This is a genomic window from Streptomyces sp. NPDC052023, assembly GCF_044548465.1.
GTDB lineage: Bacteria > Actinomycetota > Actinomycetes > Streptomycetales > Streptomycetaceae > Streptomyces.
In genome coordinates this window covers 544,753-560,379 of record NZ_JBIUBW010000001.1, presented here as the reverse complement: position 1 = coordinate 560,379, position 15,627 = coordinate 544,753, and the positions used below count along the sequence as shown (strand labels likewise).

Genomic DNA, 15,627 nt, shown 5'->3' with positions numbered 1-15,627 from the left:
GGACGAACCCGACCCGTCCGTGCGGAGTGCCCGCCTTGCCGATCCGGTACTCCTCGTCCGGCAGGGCACGGCGTACGGGACTCATGAGCCGCACGCTCACCACCGCGCCCCCCGTGCGTCCTGTGATTTCCTGCCGTCTCTTTCCGGTCACGCTTGCCTGGAGCGCACTCCAAGGTCATAGCGTGGAACGCATGACGGTGATGCAGACCACGGCGGCAGCCACCGAGCAGGCCCCGGACGAGACCCTCACCCGCACGGACATCTGTTCCGCCCCGCCCCGCAGGCACCCCCGCCCCGACGGCCAGGACCGCTACACGATCAGCGAGGTCGTCGCCTTCACCGGCCTGTCGGCGCACACCCTGCGCTGGTACGAGCGGATCGGCCTGATGTCCCACATCGACCGCTCGCACACCGGCCAGCGCCGCTACACCAACCGCGATCTGGACTGGCTGGACCTCGTCGGCAAGCTGCGGCTGACCGGCATGCCGGTGGCCGACATGGTGCGGTACGCGGAGCTGGTGCGCGCGGGCGACGGCACGTACGAGGAGCGCCGCGAGCTGCTGGAGACGACCCGGCGGGACGTCCTGGAGCGGATCTCCGAACTCCAGGACACCCTCGCCGTGCTCGACCGCAAGATCGGCTTCTACGGCGGCGCGGGCCGCGCGCACGCGTCGCACGAAAGGGACAGCACGCGATGAACGACGGCACCATGGCGACGACGCGGCTCGGCGCCGGCGGACCCGAGACCGGCGTGCAGGGCCTCGGCTGCATGGGCATGAGCTTCGGCTACGGACCCACCGACGCGCGGGAGTCCCGGGCGGCCCTCGAGCGGGCGCTGGAACTCGGCGTCACGCTGTACGACACGGCGGACGCGTACGGCGCCGGCGACAACGAGCGGTTCCTGTCGCCGTTCTTCCGCGCGCACCGGGACGAGGTCGTGATCGCGACCAAGTTCGCCCTGTCGATCCCGCCGGACGATCCGGCCCGGCGGATCATCCGCAACGACCCGCCGTACATCCGCCGGTGCGTCGAGGCGAGCCTGCAACGCCTCGGCGTGGACGTGATCGACCTTTACTACATGCACCGCCGGGACGTGAACGTGCCGATCGAGGAGACGGCCGGCGTGATGTCCGACCTGGTCCGCGAGGGCAAGGTCAGGCATCTGGGCCTCAGCGAGGTCACCGCCGGTGAACTGCGCGCCGCGCACTCCGTCCACCCCGTCGCCGCCGTGCAGTCGGAGTGGTCGCTGTTCAGCCGGGACATCGAGGCGCAGGTCGTGCCGGCCGCCCGGGAACTGGGCGTCGCCCTGGTCCCGTACTCCCCGCTCGGGCGAGGGTTCCTCACCGGTTCCTTCGTGAACGCCGAACAGGAGCTCACCGACGGCGACTTCCGCCGTCAGCAGCCCCGCTTCACCGGCGCCAACGCCGCGGCGAACGCGGCGCTGCTGGAGCCGGTCCGCGAGGTCGCCGCCGCCCACGGGGCATCCCTCGGCCAGATCGCCCTGGCCTGGGTCCAGCAGCAGGCGGCCGTGCACGGCCTGCCGGTCGTCCCGATCCCGGGAACGCGCAGGCCGGCCCGCGTCGAGGAGAACACGGCGGCGACCCGGATCACCCTGACGCCGGAGGAACTCGCCCTGCTGGACACGGTGGCCGCGAAGGTGTCGGGCACGCGCTACGCGGACATGACGTTCACGTCGGCGGGCCGCGAGCAGTAGACACCCTGGAAGGACGCGGGGCCGTGGCGATCCGCGGCTCCGCCGCCGGGCGCGAGCGGCCCCGCGGCCCGCACCCGGGACATCAGAGCTCCGCCAGCAACTCGGCCTTCTTGGAGGAGAACTCCTCGTCGGTGACCAGCCCGGCCCGATGCAGCTCCCCCAGATGCCGGATCCGCTCCGCGATGTCCGCGGGATCCCGCCGCGGAGCGGCGGCTGCCGCCACCACGACCCCCGCCGGTCCGGCGGAACGCACCGCCGCGAGCACGGCCGCCGCGAACGGCAGCGACTCGTGCACCGGTCCGTACCCCAGCCCGAACACCACGGCCGCCGGATCCTGATCGGCCTGCGCCGGCTGATCCCCCGCATCGCGCCGCAGCAGCCGCAGATGCCCTTCGCACACCTCCGGCGACCGCCACTCGACCCCGCTGAGATCGGAAACGGCGAACTTCTGGTCCCCGGCCTTCCACTTCGCCGACGACGCCCCCGTCCAGAACCACCGGAAGGACACGGACGTACCGTCGAAGGACGCCTTCGCGTCGTACGCCTTGAAGTGCAGGGGTGCTTCGGGAGCCGCCACGAGGTGGCGGTCGGAGGGCCCCGAGTGGGGCAGCAGGGCCCGCAGTTCGTCCGCGTAGTACTCGGCGAGCGTCTCCCGCTCGGCCGGCAGCACCAGCCGGTAGGGGTCGCTGGACTCCTTCAGCTGTCCCTCGGCCGCCTCGATCAGCGGATCCGCCCCCGGCCGTGGTTCCGCACGCAGGACGACCGTCCCGCGCCGGCCGGGGGAGAGCGTCACCCCTTGCATCGCCGCGAGCGGCACCCGCCGCTCACCGAGCGCCTGGAAGAGCTTAGGTGTTCGAATCCCCCGTTCGTAGCGGATGAGCACGGAGTCGGACTGGAACTCCCAGGCGGCATGAAATCCGGCCAGTACGTCACCCATGCGGCTCATCGTATGCGGCACGCGCTCTTTCGTCCCTTCCCTGCGCACACCGCAGGTTCTGCGTCTCTACGCGCGTCCGGCCGTCGACGTGCCGGACAAACCCACCCGGCACATGCCCGCATCGTCGGCGCAGTCCACCGCGCGGTACGCGCCGACCCCGATCTCGGCGAAGTTGGCGAGGCTGCCGGTGCCCGGCACGAAATACCCGGCGTGCCCCTGGGCGCCGCGCGCCGAGAGCACGCGCGCCCCGAACGCGGCGGACACCGGATCGGCGCCGTGCCCGAACCCGCCGAACTCCATGTAGGGCACGTCCTGGATCCAGTCGTCGGCGTCCCGCATCGCCCACACCCGCGCGGAGGTGCGCAGTTGCGCGGCGTTGGTGACGCGCATCCCGGGGCTCCCGGCCACCGCTATGTCGGACACCCGTGGGGGCAGGCTGTGGGCCGCGACTCCGCAGACCACGGAGCCGTAGCTGTGGCAGAACAGCGAGACCGGCGCCTTCCCGGGCAACGCGCGCACCAGCGCGTTCAGCCGGACCGCCCCGTCCTCGGCGCGCATCGCGGTGGCCGACTCCATGCCGAGTCCACCGGGCGCGGTGTAGTCGGCCCAGGCGATCACGGCCGTACGCGTCGAGGCGCTGGCGGCGCGCTCGGCGGCGTAGAGGGACTTCGCCATGCCGACCGGGGCGGCGTAGCGGCGGCTGGTGCGCTGGAAGGTGAGCAGATCGGTGTCGACGCCGGGGACGACGACGGAGACCCGCTCGGCCCGGTCGAGGTCGCCGAACACCTCGGCCACCCGGCCCGCGCCGTCGGGGTCGAAGGCGAGGATGTGCCGGTCCGCGCGCATCAGTGACGCGAAGCGGTGCATACGGCGGCCCGCCTCGTGCTGTCCGGTGGGACTGAGCCGGCTGTCGCGCATGCGTTCGCGTTCGACCTTGCGTGCCTGGTCCAGGGCAATGCGGTTGGCCCGGTAGCGCAGGCCGACGGGGGCGCCGTTCATGTTGCCGACCGCGAGGGGATAGCGGCGGGCCAGCTGGGCGCGCTGCCCGTCGGTCAGCGAGGCGAAGAAGGCGGCGAGCCGGCCGGGCGCGGCGTCCGGGTCGGGCAGCCGGTGCCCGTCGAGACGGCCGCGCTCCCAGGCTGAGAGGGAGAGCTGTAGCGGCGCGTCCGAGCGGTGGTTGCGCAGCGCGGTCCAGCCGGTGGTCGCCAGCATCACGAACACCACGGCCAGCGCGAGCAGCGCGCGCCAGACGCCTAGTGAGGGGGAGGTGTCGAAGGAAGTCACTGGGAGGACACACTAGGAGAACGAGAGGGTCTCGCGTGAACCGTGTGTCGCGGATCACGTTTGAGGAAAGTCACCTGATCGCAAGGCGGATGACCGCACTGCGCTGCCTTCTCTTCCCTTGCGCCGCCCGCCGCAGGGGCCCGTCTCAGCGCCCTCGCCAGTCGCCCGCGAGCACCGGACCCACCTGATCGAGGTACGCGGCCGTCAGCGTCCGCATGGCCTCCAGGCTGACGTCCGGGCCCGTGCTCCACAGTCGTTCGGTCACCCGTATGACCCCACCGAAGACGGCCACCGCCACCCGCGGGCGCGGATCGGCGTCCACGTCCAGGCCCTCCCGCTCGGCGATCAGCCGCGCCATCTCCTCCTCCGTCTCCGCCGACCGCCGCAGATGGGCGGCGAGCAGGACGGGCGTCGACTCGATCACCCGGTACATCCGCAGATACTGCTCGACCGGGACGACCGCCTCGATGACCTCGCTGATCCGGTCCCAGCCGTCCAGCACGGCGCGGCGCAGCGCCTCCATCGGCGGCTCGTGCGGCGGGCGGGCGCGCACCGCCTCCACGAAGTGCGCCACCGTCATCGTCTCCAGTGCGAGCGCGGCGTCCTCCTTGCCGGAGAAGTAGCGGAAGAAGGTGCGCTGGGAGACGTCGACGGCCGCGGCGATCTCGTCGACGGTCGTGTGGTCGTAGCCGCGCGTGATGAACAGCTCCACCGCCGCGCGCAGCAGCGCGTCCCGGGTGCGCTGCTTCTTGCGTTCGCGCAGGCCCGGCCGCGGCCCTGTCCGTGTCGTGCCGACCGTGTCCATGGCGCCTCTCCCGCGAACTGTTCTGCCTGATCAGGCTATATGTGAGTGTCGTGACAGTTACCGACTTGTGAATTGGTTTGTCAACTGTCAGCGGCTGTCATTAGCCTCGACGGTATGACTAGTCAGACCACCATCGACACGACGGGACCGGGGGACAAGGTGCCGGCCGCCCTGTCGGACCCGGCGCCGGTCAAGGGCCTGCGCGGCCATCCCTGGCTCACCCTCATCACCGTCGCCGTCGGCGTCATGATGGTGGCCCTCGACGGCACCATCGTGGCCATCGCCAACCCGGCCATCGCCACGGACCTGAAGGCCAGCTGGGCCGAGGTCCAGTGGATCACCAACGCCTACTTCCTCGCCCTGGCGGTCTCCCTGATCACCGCGGGCAAGCTCGGTGACCGCTTCGGCCACCGGCAGACCTTCCTGATCGGCGTGGTCGGATTCGCCGCCGCCTCGGGGGCCATCGGCCTGTCCGACTCGATCGCCGCGGTCATCGTCTTCCGCGTCTTCCAGGGCCTGTTCGGCGCCCTGCTGATGCCGGCCGCCCTCGGCCTGCTGCGGGCCACCTTCCCCGCCGAGAAGCTCAACATGGCGATCGGCATCTGGGGCATGGTCATCGGCGCCTCCACCGCGGGCGGCCCGATCCTCGGCGGCGTACTGGTCGAGCACGTCAACTGGCAGTCGGTGTTCTTCATCAATGTGCCGGTCGGCATCCTCGCCCTGGTCCTGGGCCTGCTGATCCTGACCGACCACCGCGCGCAGAACGCCCCGCGCTCCTTCGACATCCTCGGCATCGCCCTGCTGTCGGCCGCCATGTTCTGCCTGGTCTGGGCCCTCATCAAGGCGCCCGAGTGGGGCTGGGGCAACGGCCGGACGTGGACCTTCATAGCCGCGTCGATCGCGGGCTTCGTGCTCTTCGCCCTCTGGGAGAAGCGGGTCCGCGAGCCGCTCATCCCGCTCGCCCTGTTCCGTTCGGTCCCGCTCTCCGCGGGTGTCGTCCTGATGGTGCTCATGGCCATCGCGTTCATGGGCGGCCTGTTCTTCGTGACGTTCTACCTCCAGAACGTGCACGGCCTGAGCCCCGTCGACGCCGGCCTGCACCTGCTGCCGCTCACGGGGATGATGATCGTCGGCTCGCCGCTCGCGGGCGTGATGATCACCAAGTTCGGCCCGCGGCTGCCGCTGGCAGTCGGCATGGCCTGCACCGCGCTCGCCATGTACGGCATGTCCACGCTGGACAAGGGCACGGGCAGCGCCGTCATGTCGCTCTGGTTCGCCCTGCTCGGCCTCGGCCTCGCGCCGGTCATGGTCGGCGCCACCGAGGTCATCGTCGGCAACGCGGCCATGGAGCTGTCCGGTGTGGCCGGCGGCCTCCAGCAGGCGGCCATGCAGATCGGCGGCAGCCTCGGTACGGCCGTGCTGGGCGCCGTGATGGCCTCCAAGGTGGACAGCGACCTGCCGGGCAACTGGGTGGACGCGGGACTTCCGCCGCTGACGCCGGCGCAGGAGGGGCAGGCCGCCGAGGCGGTCCAGCAGGGTGTCGCCCCGGTGCCGCCGGGCACGCCGGAGGCCGTCGCGGCGAAGATCACGGATGTCGCCCACGACACCTTCATCTCCGGTATGAGCCTGGCGTCCCTGGTCGCGGCCGGGGTCGCGACGGTGGCGGTGCTGGTCGCGTTCCTGACCAAGCGCGGCGAGAACGCCGAGGCGGGCGCGGGGGCGGCGCACATCTGACGGGACTCACCTATCAGGGTGACAGTCCGGAAGATCCCTCCCGCCCGGCACGCGCCGCAGGTCACAGTGGGTCAAGCCCTCCGTACGGCATGTTCCGTCGGCACATGCGTACGACGCCGAGGGCGGCCCGGGCTGCGGCGCGCTGCCGGAGGGGGGCGGCGCGCCGACAGACCGTCAGGCATGGAACGCGCAGCGGGGGTACCCGGCCATCGACCCGAAAGAACCGCGAGGTTCAGGGAGTTGATGAGTTGATGGCGGGCTTCGGACAAGGAACGCGCGGGTACCCCCGCTCACGTGGCCGGACGTGGTCACGGACCGGGCCGGATCGCGCGCAACTCGGCATCATCGGCACCATCTGTGCGATCGCCGGTTTCTTCGTACTGGGCATCATCCTCGGCCCGGTGGCCATCGCATGCGGCTGGCTCGCCATGGGCCGGACCTGGGCGGGCTCCCGCTCCGTACCGGCCCTGACAGCCCTGGTCCTGGGCGCGATAGACACCCTGCTGGCCCTCGTGTGGCTGGCCGGGGCGGCATCGCCGGGCTACGGGTTGCTCTGAGCCGGGGGGAGTGACAGTGGGCCTCCGGCGCGATGCCGGAGGTCCACTCACGCCGGTGACCTCACCGCGGCCGCTCCTGGGCCGGTGCCGGTACGACGGCCGCCCCCGACAGGGCGGCGACCTGCGCCCGCAGCGCCCGCACCTCCTCCGTCAGCGCGTTGATGGCCTCCGTCTGGCGCCGCTCCTCCGCGTCGTCCATCTCGAACCGGGATATGAACCACGCGGCGATGTTCGCGGTCACCACACCCAGCAGCGCGATTCCGGAGAGCATCAGCCCCACCGCGAGCAACCGCCCTACCCCGGTCGTCGGCGCGTGGTCCCCGTACCCCACGGTCGTCATCGTCGTGAACGACCACCACACGGCGTCACCCAGCGTCCGGATGTTCCCGCCGGGCGCGTCCCGCTCCACCGACAGCACGGCCAGCGAGCCGAACATCAGCAGGCCCACCACCGTGCCGGCGACATACGTCGTCAGCTGTATCTGCGAGGCCATCCGGGCCCGCCGCCCCACCAGCAGCAGGGTCGACACCAGTCGCAGCAGCCGCAACGGCTGGAGCAGCGGCAGCACCACCGCGCACAGGTCCAGCCAGTTCCGCCGCACGAAGTGCCGCCGGTCCGGCGTCAGCCACAGCCGCACCAGGTAGTCGGCGGCGAACGCTCCCCACACCACCCATTCCACGACCAGACACGCCGTCGTCAGAGTCCGCCCCGCCGAACTGTCCACTATCGGCGCCGCGTAGGCGACGGCGAACATGACGGCCAGTACCAGCAGCGGCCGTTGCGTACGCCGCTCCCACCGCACCTGCGCCGATTGCTCCTTCATGCCCGCATCGTAAGGAACGCGCGAGGGCGGCGAGGCCCGGGCCTCACCGCCCTCGGGACGGGCCGAAGCGACCGGCGTGCGCCGACGCCTACGCGTCGCCTCCCGCGGCCCCGGGATCGGCTGCCGTGACATCGAGGAGCTGGTACCGGTCGATCGCCTGCTTCAGCACCGAGCGGTCCACCTTCCCCTCCTTCGCCAGTTCGGCCAGCACCGCCACCACGATCGACTGCGCGTCGATGTGGAAGAAGCGCCGGGCCGCCCCACGGGTGTCCGCGAAGCCGAACCCGTCGGCGCCCAGCGACTGGTACGTCCCCGGCACCCACCGGGCGATCTGGTCCGGAACCGACCGCATCCAGTCGGAGACGGCCACGAACGGTCCCTCCGCGTCGCCCAGCTTCCGCGTGACGTACGGCACCCGCTGCTCCTCCTCCGGATGCAGCAGATTGTGCTCCTCGCAGGCCACGGCCTCCCGCCGCAGCTCGTTCCAGGAGGTCGCCGACCACACGTCGGCACGCACGTCCCACTCCTCGGCGAGCAGCCGCTGCGCCTCCACCGCCCACGGCACCGCCACACCCGACGCCATGATCTGCGCCGGGATCGATCCCGCGGTGCCCCTGCTGAAGCGGTGGACGCCCTTGAGGATGCCCTCGACGTCCACGTCGTCCGGCTCGGCCGGGTGCTGGATCGGCTCGTTGTAGACGGTGAGGTAGTAGAAGACGTCCTCGCCGTGCGGGTGTTCCTGCGACGCGCCGTACATCCGGCGCAGTCCGTCCTGCACGATGTGCGCGATCTCGAAGCCGAACGCCGGGTCGTACGCCACACAGCCCGGGTTCGTCGAGGCGAGCAACTGCGAGTGCCCGTCCGCGTGCTGCAACCCCTCACCGGTCAGCGTCGTGCGCCCCGCGGTGGCGCCCAGGACGAAACCGCGGGCCAGCTGGTCGGCCATCTGCCAGAACTGGTCGCCGGTGCGCTGGAAGCCGAACATCGAGTAGAAGACGTACACCGGGATCAGCGGCTCGCCATGCGTGGCGTACGCCGAGCCCGCCGCGATCAGTGACGCCGAGCAGCCGGCCTCGGAGATGCCGTCGTGCAGCATCTGCCCGGTCGGCGACTCCTTGTACGCGAGCAGCAGCTCCCGGTCCACCGCCTCGTACTGCTGGCCCAGCGGGTTGTAGATCTTCGCGCTCGGGAAGAAGGAGTCCATGCCGAACGTGCGGTACTCGTCCGGTGCGATCAGCACGAACCGCTTGCCGATCTCCTTGTCCCGCATGAGGTCCTTGAGCAGCCGGACAAAGGCCATGGTGGTCGCGATGGACTGCTGGCCCGTGCCCTTCTTCACGGTCGCGTACGTCTTGTCGTCCGGCAGTGCGAGCGGTTCGGAGCGGACGACGCGGGTGGGCACGTAACCGCCGAGCGACTTGCGGCGGTCGTGCATGTACTGGAGCTCCTCCGAGTCCCGGCCCGGGTGGTAGTACGGCGGCGGGCCGGACTCCAGGTCGCGGTCGGAGATCGGAAGGTGCAGCCGGTCCCGGAAGCCCTTGAGGTCGTCGACCGTCAGCTTCTTCATCTGGTGCGTGGCGTTGCGGCCCTCGAAATTCGGCCCGAGCGTCCAGCCCTTGATCGTCTTGGCCAGGATCACCGTCGGCTGGCCCGTGTGCTCCACGGCCGCCTTGTACGCCGCGAAGATCTTCCGGTGGTCGTGACCGCCGCGGCCCAGCATCAGGATCTGGTGGTCGGTCATGTTCTCGACCATCGCGCGCAGCCGGTGGTCGTCACCGAAGAAGTGGTCGCGGATGTAGGCGCCGGTCTCGGTCGCGTACGTCTGGAACTGGCCGTCCGGCGTGGTGTTCATCTTGTTCACCAGCACGCCGTCGCGGTCCTGCGCGAGCAGCGGGTCCCAGGTGCGGTCCCAGATGAGCTTGATCACGTTCCAGCCGGCGCCCCGGAAGACCGACTCCAGCTCCTGGATCACCTTGCCGTTGCCGCGCACCGGGCCGTCGAGCCGCTGGAGGTTGCAGTTGACCACGAAGGTCAGGTTGTCCAGGCCCTCTCGGGCGGCGATGGTCAGCTGGCCGAGCGACTCCGGCTCGTCCATCTCGCCGTCCCCGAGGAACGCCCAGACGTGCGACTTCGAGGTGTCCGCGATCCCGCGCGCGTGCATGTAGCGGTTCATCCGCGCCTGGTAGATCGCGCCGATCGGGCCGAGGCCCATCGACACGGTCGGGAACTCCCAGAAGCCCGGCATCAGCCGCGGGTGCGGATAGCTGGACAGGCCGTACGGCGCCTTCGACTTCTCCTGCCGGAAGCCGTCGAGATGCTGCTCGGAGAGACGGTCGAGCAGGAACGCGCGGGCGTAGATGCCCGGCGAGGCGTGCCCCTGGAAGAAGACCTGGTCGCCGCCGTCGCCCTCGTCCTTGCCGCGGAAGAAGTGGTTGAAGCCGACGTCGTAGAGGGAGGCCGAGGAGGCGAAGGTGGCGATGTGCCCGCCGACGCCGATGCCGGGGCGCTGGGCACGGGAGACCATCACGGCCGCGTTCCAGCGGGTGGCGTTGAGGATCTTGCGCTCGATCTCCTCGTTGCCCGGGAAGAACGGCTCGCTCTTGGTGGGGATGGTGTTGACGTAGTCCGTGCTGCGCATCTCGGGCACGGCCACGCGCTTCTCGCGGGCCCGCTCGATCAGGCGCAGCATCAGATAGCGGGCCCGCTCACGGCCGCGCTCGTCGATGGCGGCGTCGAGGGAGTCGAGCCACTCCTGGGTCTCTTCGGGGTCGAAGTCAGGAACCTGACTCGGAAGGCCGCCAATGATGATCGGATTGCGATCGGATCCGGAAGCCACGCTGTTCCTTACCTGTCGGAGGGCCGATTATCGAGGGTTTTCGGTATGCCTGCACCGTTCCCCATCGTGTACCTCGGGGCCGCAAACGTCACCTCTACCGTGAGGTAACGAAGCTCCCCGGCCCGCTCCTGACGCCGGGCCGTGCGAATCTCGTACCCAGGGATGATTCCCAAACGTACATACGGGGCAGATAGGTGTGGTGTACGTCACGATCGGTCGTGGTCGCATGCCTGAAGTTGCGGCGACACGGCCGGGATCGTCACCGTTTCGGCGGTCTGAACCGCCGGGTACTTGCGCGATCCGTCCCGCCCGTGTGGACTACGGCCAATGCTTCGCGCACGCGCGTGGCTGAGACTCCCCCAGGCTCTTGACGAGCAGGGGGCACCCCCCAATCCAAAACATGATCAGGAGGCAACCCGTGAGCGCGACCGCGGACCACGCGGAGGAGCGGACGAACCCTGCCGCCAGGCTGGGGTTCCAGCCCGGGCAGGTGGTCCAGGAGATCGGCTACGACGACGACGTCGACCAGGAGCTCCGCCAGGCCATCGAGGAAGCCATCGAGGGCGACCTGATGGACGAGGACTTTGACGACGTGGCCGACGCCGTTGTGCTGTGGTTCCGTGACGACGACGGCGACCTTACGGATGCGCTGGTGGATGCCACCACGTACATCGAGGAAGGCGGCGCGATCCTGCTCCTCACGCCGAAGACCGGCCGGTCCGGATACGTGGAGCCGAGCGACATCTCGGAAGCCGCGACCACGGCCGGGCTGACCGCGTCCAAGAGCGTCAGCGTCGGCAAGGACTGGAGCGGCAGCCGTCTGGCGACGCCGAAGGCCGCGAAGTCCAAGCGGTGACCGTTCGTTGAACGTGGGACGGGCTGACGGACGTCAGCCCGTCCGTCGGCCGTCCGTGATCGCTGCGTAGGGTGGTGGCCACCCGAACAGCCCCATCGAAGGGACGACGATGGCCATCCAGGTCGGCGACAAGGCCCCCGACTTCGAGCTGAAGGACAACCACGGCCGGGCCGTGAAGCTCTCGGACTTCCGCGGCGAGCGGAACGTCGTGCTGATCTTCTACCCCTTCGCCTTCACCGGCGTGTGCACCGGCGAGCTGTGCGAGGTCCGGGACAACCTGCCGAAGTTCTCCGACCGCGACACCCAGGTGCTCGCCGTCTCCAACGACTCCATCCACACCCTGCGCGTCTTCGCCGAGCAGGAAGGCCTGGAGTACCCGCTGCTCAGCGACTTCTGGCCGCACGGCGAGGTCTCACGGGCGTACGGGGTCCTCGACGAGGCCAAGGGCTGCGCGGTGCGCGGCACCTTCGTCATCGACAAGGAGGGCGTGGTCCGCTGGACCGTCGTCAACGGCCTTCCGGACGCCCGGGACCTCGACGAGTACCTCAAGGCACTCGACACCCTGTGATTCTTCGGTCCCGGGGCCTGCGGCGGCCGGGAACCCGTCACTAGGATCGACTCGTTTGATCCGATACCAACGCACGACGGGGCACCCGCCCCTGGACACCAATGGAGGACTCGTGGGAGTCAGCCTCAGCAAGGGCGGCAACGTTTCGCTGACCAAGGAGGCCCCGGGCCTGACCGCGGTCATTGTCGGTCTGGGGTGGGACGTGCGCACCACTACCGGCACGGACTTCGACCTCGACGCGAGCGCGCTGCTGCTGAACAACTCCGGCAAGGTCAGCAGTGACCAGCACTTCATCTTCTTCAACAACCTCAAGAGCCCGGACGGCTCGGTCGAGCACACCGGTGACAACCTCACCGGTGAGGGCGAGGGCGACGACGAGCAGGTCAAGGTCAACCTGGCAGGCGTCCCCGCCGACATCGAGAAGATCGTCTTCCCGGTGTCCATCTACGACGCCGAGAACCGCCAGCAGTCCTTCGGCCAGGTCCGCAACGCGTTCATCCGCGTCGTCAACCAGGCCGGCGGCGCCGAGATCGCGCGCTACGACCTGTCCGAGGACGCCTCGACCGAGACCGCGATGGTCTTCGGCGAGCTGTACCGGCACGGTGCGGAGTGGAAGTTCCGCGCCATCGGCCAGGGGTACGCCTCGGGCCTGCGCGGCATCGCGCAGGACTTCGGCGTCAACGTCTGAGTCACGTCCTTTTCGCTCGGCCCGTCCGGCGCCGCACGTTTGCGTGCGGCGCCGGACGCGCAGGACAACCACATCAGGCAGCACCCAGGGGAGGACAAGCATCATGGGCGTCACACTCGCCAAGGGGGGCAACGTCTCCCTGTCCAAGGCCGCGCCGAACCTCACTCAGGTGATGGTCGGGCTCGGCTGGGACGCGCGGTCCACCACCGGAGCCCCGTTCGACCTCGATGCCAGCGCCCTGGTGTGCAGCAGCGGACGGGTGATGGGCGACGAGTGGTTCATCTTCTACAACCAGCTCAAGAGCCCGGACGGCTCGGTGGAGCACACCGGCGACAACCTCACCGGTGAGGGCGACGGCGACGACGAGTCGATCCTGATCGACCTCTCCAAGGTGCCCGCCCAGTGCGACAAGATCGTCTTCCCGGTCTCGATCCACATGGCCGACGAGCGCGGCCAGACCTTCGGCCAGGTCAGCAACGCCTTCATCCGGGTGGTCAACCAGGCCGACGGCCAGGAGCTCGCCCGCTACGACCTCAGCGAGGACGCCTCCACGGAGACCGCCATGATCTTTGGCGAGGTCTACCGCTACCAGCAAGAATGGAAGTTCCGGGCCGTAGGCCAGGGGTACGCGTCGGGGCTGAGGGGCATCGCTCTAGACTTTGGAGTCAACGTTTCGTAAAGCCGGGTAGGGCGCGGGGGAGACCCGTACACCCCGTACACAAGGGATTGGGTAGCCAGTGGTTCTGAAAACCTTCGGCTGGTCGTTCGCGGTCACCGCGCTCGGCCTCGTCGCGGCGGTCTTCTACGGGGGGTGGACCGCCTTCGGCATCGTGGCGATCCTCTGCGTCCTGGAGATCTCGCTGTCCTTCGACAACGCGGTGGTCAACGCCGGAATCCTGAAGAAGATGAACGCCTTCTGGCAGCGCATCTTCCTCACCATCGGCATTCTGATCGCCGTCTTCGGCATGCGGCTGATCTTCCCCGTCGTCATCGTCGCCGTCAGCGCGCAGCTCGGTCCGATCGAGGCCGTCGACCTCGCCCTGACCGACAAGGAGCGCTACCAGGAGCTGGTCACCGACGCCCACCCGGCGATCGCGGCGTTCGGTGGCATGTTCCTGCTGATGATCTTCCTGGACTTCATCTTCGAGGACCGGGAGATCAAGTGGCTGGGCTGGCTGGAGCGCCCGCTGGCCAAGCTCGGCAAGGTCGACATGCTCTCGGTCTGCATCGCCCTGATCGTCCTGCTGATCACGTCGATGACCTTCGCCACCCACGCCCACCTGCACGCCGGGCCCGCCAACAAGGCGGAGACCGTTCTGCTCTCCGGTGTCGCCGGCCTCATCACGTACATGATCGTCGGCGGCCTCTCCGGCTACTTCGAGGACAAGCTCGAGGAAGAGGAGGAGCGCGAGCACGAGCAGGAGGAAGAGGCCAAGCGCACCGGCAAGCCCGTCATGCTGATGGCCGGCAAGGCCGCGTTCTTCATGTTCCTCTACCTGGAGGTCCTGGACGCGTCCTTCTCCTTCGACGGCGTGATCGGTGCCTTCGCCATCACCAACGACATCGTGCTGATGGCCCTCGGTCTCGGCGTCGGCGCCATGTACGTCCGGTCCCTGACCGTGTACCTGGTCCGCCAGGGCACCCTGGACGACTACGTGTACCTGGAGCACGGCGCGCACTACGCCATCGGCGCGCTCGCCGTGATCCTGCTGGTCACCATCCAGTACGAGATCTCCGAGATCATCACCGGCCTGATCGGTGTCGTTCTCATCGCCTGGTCCTTCTGGTCCTCCGTCCGCCGCAATCGCGCGCTGGCGGCGGCCGAGGGAAACGCCGGCGCGGACAAGACTGAGGTCTCGTCCGGGGTGTGACACCCGTTCGGGTGAGGAACGCTCTGTGCGGGGCGGCCGTCGAGGACGACATGATGTCCTCGGGGCCGCCCCGTCGGTCTTGTTCGGCACGGCACGGTGTGTGGGGAGTCTGGGGGGCGCAATGGGGTTGTTTGACGGGCTCTGGCGTGGGCGCACGGCCGAGTTCGACTCGGGCAGCGCGGCCAGCAACGCGATCGAGCTGACCAAGCGGCACAGCCAGGTGTCACTCACCAAACAGGGGGCGGCGACCGGGCATCTGCGCATCAATCTGACCTGGCGGATGCGCAGCTCCGACATCGGCGGGCCCCAGCGGGAAAGTCTGCTGCGGCACCCGTTCAAGGCGCTCAAGCCGCCGGAGGTCATGGGCCACAGCCAGAGCATGGTCAACGTCGACCTCGACCTGGGCTGCCTGTACGAGCTGCAGGACGGCACCAAGGGCGTCGTACAGCCGCTCGGCGGCTACCTCGGCGACGTCAACGCACCGCCGTACGTCAAGCTCAGCGGCGACGACCGGTTCGGCTCGGCGTCGGGCGAGACGATCTACGTCAATCTCGACCACCGCGAGGCGATCAAGCGCCTGCTGGTGTTCGTCTACATCTACGACCAGACCCCGGCGTTCGACCGCACCCACGCCATCGTCACCCTCTACCCCAGCAACGGCCCCCGCATCGAGATCGGGCTCGACGAACGACACCCTCAGGCCCGCTCCTGCGCGGTGGTGATGATCGAGAACGTGAAGAACGAGGTGTGGGTGCGGCGCGAGGTCAAGTTCGTCTACGGCTTCCAGGCGGAACTCGACCGGCTGTACGGGTGGGGGCTGCAGTGGGGGAGGGGGCACAAGGCGAAGTCACAGCGGTGACTGCTGGGGCCTGTCGTTTGGATCAGGTCGCACAGAATCGACGGTAGTTCGTCAGCGCCGGTGACCCCGCGTCTGCGGCGTGATCCAAACGACAG

The 15,627-nt window shown here is 69.4% G+C and carries 15 protein-coding genes; 10 read left to right on the top strand and 5 right to left on the bottom strand.

Translation table 11 applies throughout. From position 1 onward, the window contains the following. Positions 1 to 191: 191 nt before the first annotated feature. Both ACIHCM_RS02620 and ACIHCM_RS02615 read left to right on the top strand, forming a co-directional pair. The gene (locus tag ACIHCM_RS02620) at positions 192 to 698 is read left to right on the top strand and encodes a MerR family transcriptional regulator (protein ID WP_399888012.1); all 507 of its coding nucleotides are present in this window, start codon (positions 192 to 194) and stop codon (positions 696 to 698) included. Further along, complete coding sequence (locus ACIHCM_RS02615) at positions 695 to 1,714, top strand: aldo/keto reductase (RefSeq protein ID WP_399888010.1); 1,020 nt, start codon at positions 695 to 697, stop codon at positions 1,712 to 1,714. The genes ACIHCM_RS02620 and ACIHCM_RS02615 overlap by 4 nt, the downstream gene beginning before the upstream one ends. An 82-nt stretch (positions 1,715 to 1,796) precedes the next feature. Here the strand turns inward: ACIHCM_RS02615 and ACIHCM_RS02610 are convergent, their stop codons facing one another. From ACIHCM_RS02610 to ACIHCM_RS02600, 3 genes are all read right to left on the bottom strand, one after another. Beyond that, on the bottom strand, positions 1,797 to 2,651 hold the full coding sequence (locus ACIHCM_RS02610) for a DUF4429 domain-containing protein (RefSeq protein ID WP_399888008.1): 855 nt from the start codon (positions 2,649 to 2,651) through the stop codon (positions 1,797 to 1,799). Positions 2,652 to 2,717: 66 nt separating this feature from the next. Next, positions 2,718 to 3,935, bottom strand: coding sequence for an alpha/beta hydrolase (locus tag ACIHCM_RS02605; RefSeq protein ID WP_399888006.1), 1,218 nt, complete (start codon positions 3,933 to 3,935; stop codon positions 2,718 to 2,720). A 145-nt stretch (positions 3,936 to 4,080) separates the two neighbouring features. Then, the gene (locus ACIHCM_RS02600) at positions 4,081 to 4,740 is read right to left on the bottom strand and encodes a TetR family transcriptional regulator (RefSeq protein ID WP_399888004.1); all 660 of its coding nucleotides are present in this window, start codon (positions 4,738 to 4,740) and stop codon (positions 4,081 to 4,083) included. A gap of 114 nt (positions 4,741 to 4,854) precedes the next feature. Here ACIHCM_RS02600 and ACIHCM_RS02595 point away from each other — a divergent pair, with 114 nt between their 5' ends. Together ACIHCM_RS02595 and ACIHCM_RS02590 are read left to right on the top strand one after the other, a co-directional pair. Then, entirely contained in the window at positions 4,855 to 6,474 is a 1,620-nt protein-coding gene (locus ACIHCM_RS02595; protein WP_399888002.1) for an MFS transporter, read from the top strand. A gap of 251 nt (positions 6,475 to 6,725) precedes the next feature. Further along, entirely contained in the window at positions 6,726 to 7,031 is a 306-nt protein-coding gene (locus tag ACIHCM_RS02590) for a small hydrophobic protein (protein WP_399888000.1), read from the top strand. 61 nt (positions 7,032 to 7,092) lie between these two features. Here ACIHCM_RS02590 and ACIHCM_RS02585 read toward each other — a convergent pair whose 3' ends face one another. Both ACIHCM_RS02585 and aceE read right to left on the bottom strand, forming a co-directional pair. After that, positions 7,093 to 7,854 carry a potassium channel family protein gene (locus tag ACIHCM_RS02585; RefSeq protein ID WP_399887998.1) on the bottom strand — a complete coding sequence of 254 codons (762 nt, stop codon included), beginning with the start codon at positions 7,852 to 7,854 and terminating at the stop codon, positions 7,093 to 7,095. Between the two features lie 88 nt (positions 7,855 to 7,942). Next, on the bottom strand, positions 7,943 to 10,690 hold the full coding sequence (aceE, locus tag ACIHCM_RS02580) for a pyruvate dehydrogenase (acetyl-transferring), homodimeric type (RefSeq protein ID WP_399887996.1): 2,748 nt from the start codon (positions 10,688 to 10,690) through the stop codon (positions 7,943 to 7,945). A gap of 418 nt (positions 10,691 to 11,108) precedes the next feature. On the opposite strand from aceE, the gene ACIHCM_RS02575 reads away from it, so the two are divergent. The 6 genes from ACIHCM_RS02575 to ACIHCM_RS02550 all read left to right on the top strand — a co-directional run bounded on the left by ACIHCM_RS02575 (position 11,109) and on the right by ACIHCM_RS02550 (position 15,532). Then, positions 11,109 to 11,546 (top strand): DUF3052 domain-containing protein, encoded by a 438-nt coding sequence (locus ACIHCM_RS02575; protein ID WP_399887995.1) that lies wholly within the window; start codon positions 11,109 to 11,111, stop codon positions 11,544 to 11,546. Between the two features lie 109 nt (positions 11,547 to 11,655). Then, positions 11,656 to 12,114, top strand: a complete 459-nt coding sequence (locus tag ACIHCM_RS02570) for a peroxiredoxin (protein ID WP_399887993.1) — start codon at positions 11,656 to 11,658, stop codon at positions 12,112 to 12,114. Between the two features lie 112 nt (positions 12,115 to 12,226). Beyond that, positions 12,227 to 12,802, top strand: coding sequence for a calcium homeostasis/redox stress adaptation protein (locus tag ACIHCM_RS02565; protein ID WP_399887991.1), 576 nt, complete (start codon positions 12,227 to 12,229; stop codon positions 12,800 to 12,802). Positions 12,803 to 12,905: 103 nt separating this feature from the next. Then, entirely contained in the window at positions 12,906 to 13,481 is a 576-nt protein-coding gene (locus ACIHCM_RS02560) for a TerD family protein (RefSeq protein WP_385381546.1), read from the top strand. A 58-nt stretch (positions 13,482 to 13,539) separates the two neighbouring features. Continuing rightward, a complete protein-coding gene (locus tag ACIHCM_RS02555; RefSeq protein ID WP_399887988.1) occupies positions 13,540 to 14,673 on the top strand; it encodes a DUF475 domain-containing protein in 1,134 nt (377 codons plus the stop codon). A gap of 121 nt (positions 14,674 to 14,794) precedes the next feature. Then, positions 14,795 to 15,532, top strand: a complete 738-nt coding sequence (locus ACIHCM_RS02550; RefSeq protein ID WP_399887986.1) for a Tellurium resistance — start codon at positions 14,795 to 14,797, stop codon at positions 15,530 to 15,532. Positions 15,533 to 15,627: the final 95 nt, after the last annotated feature.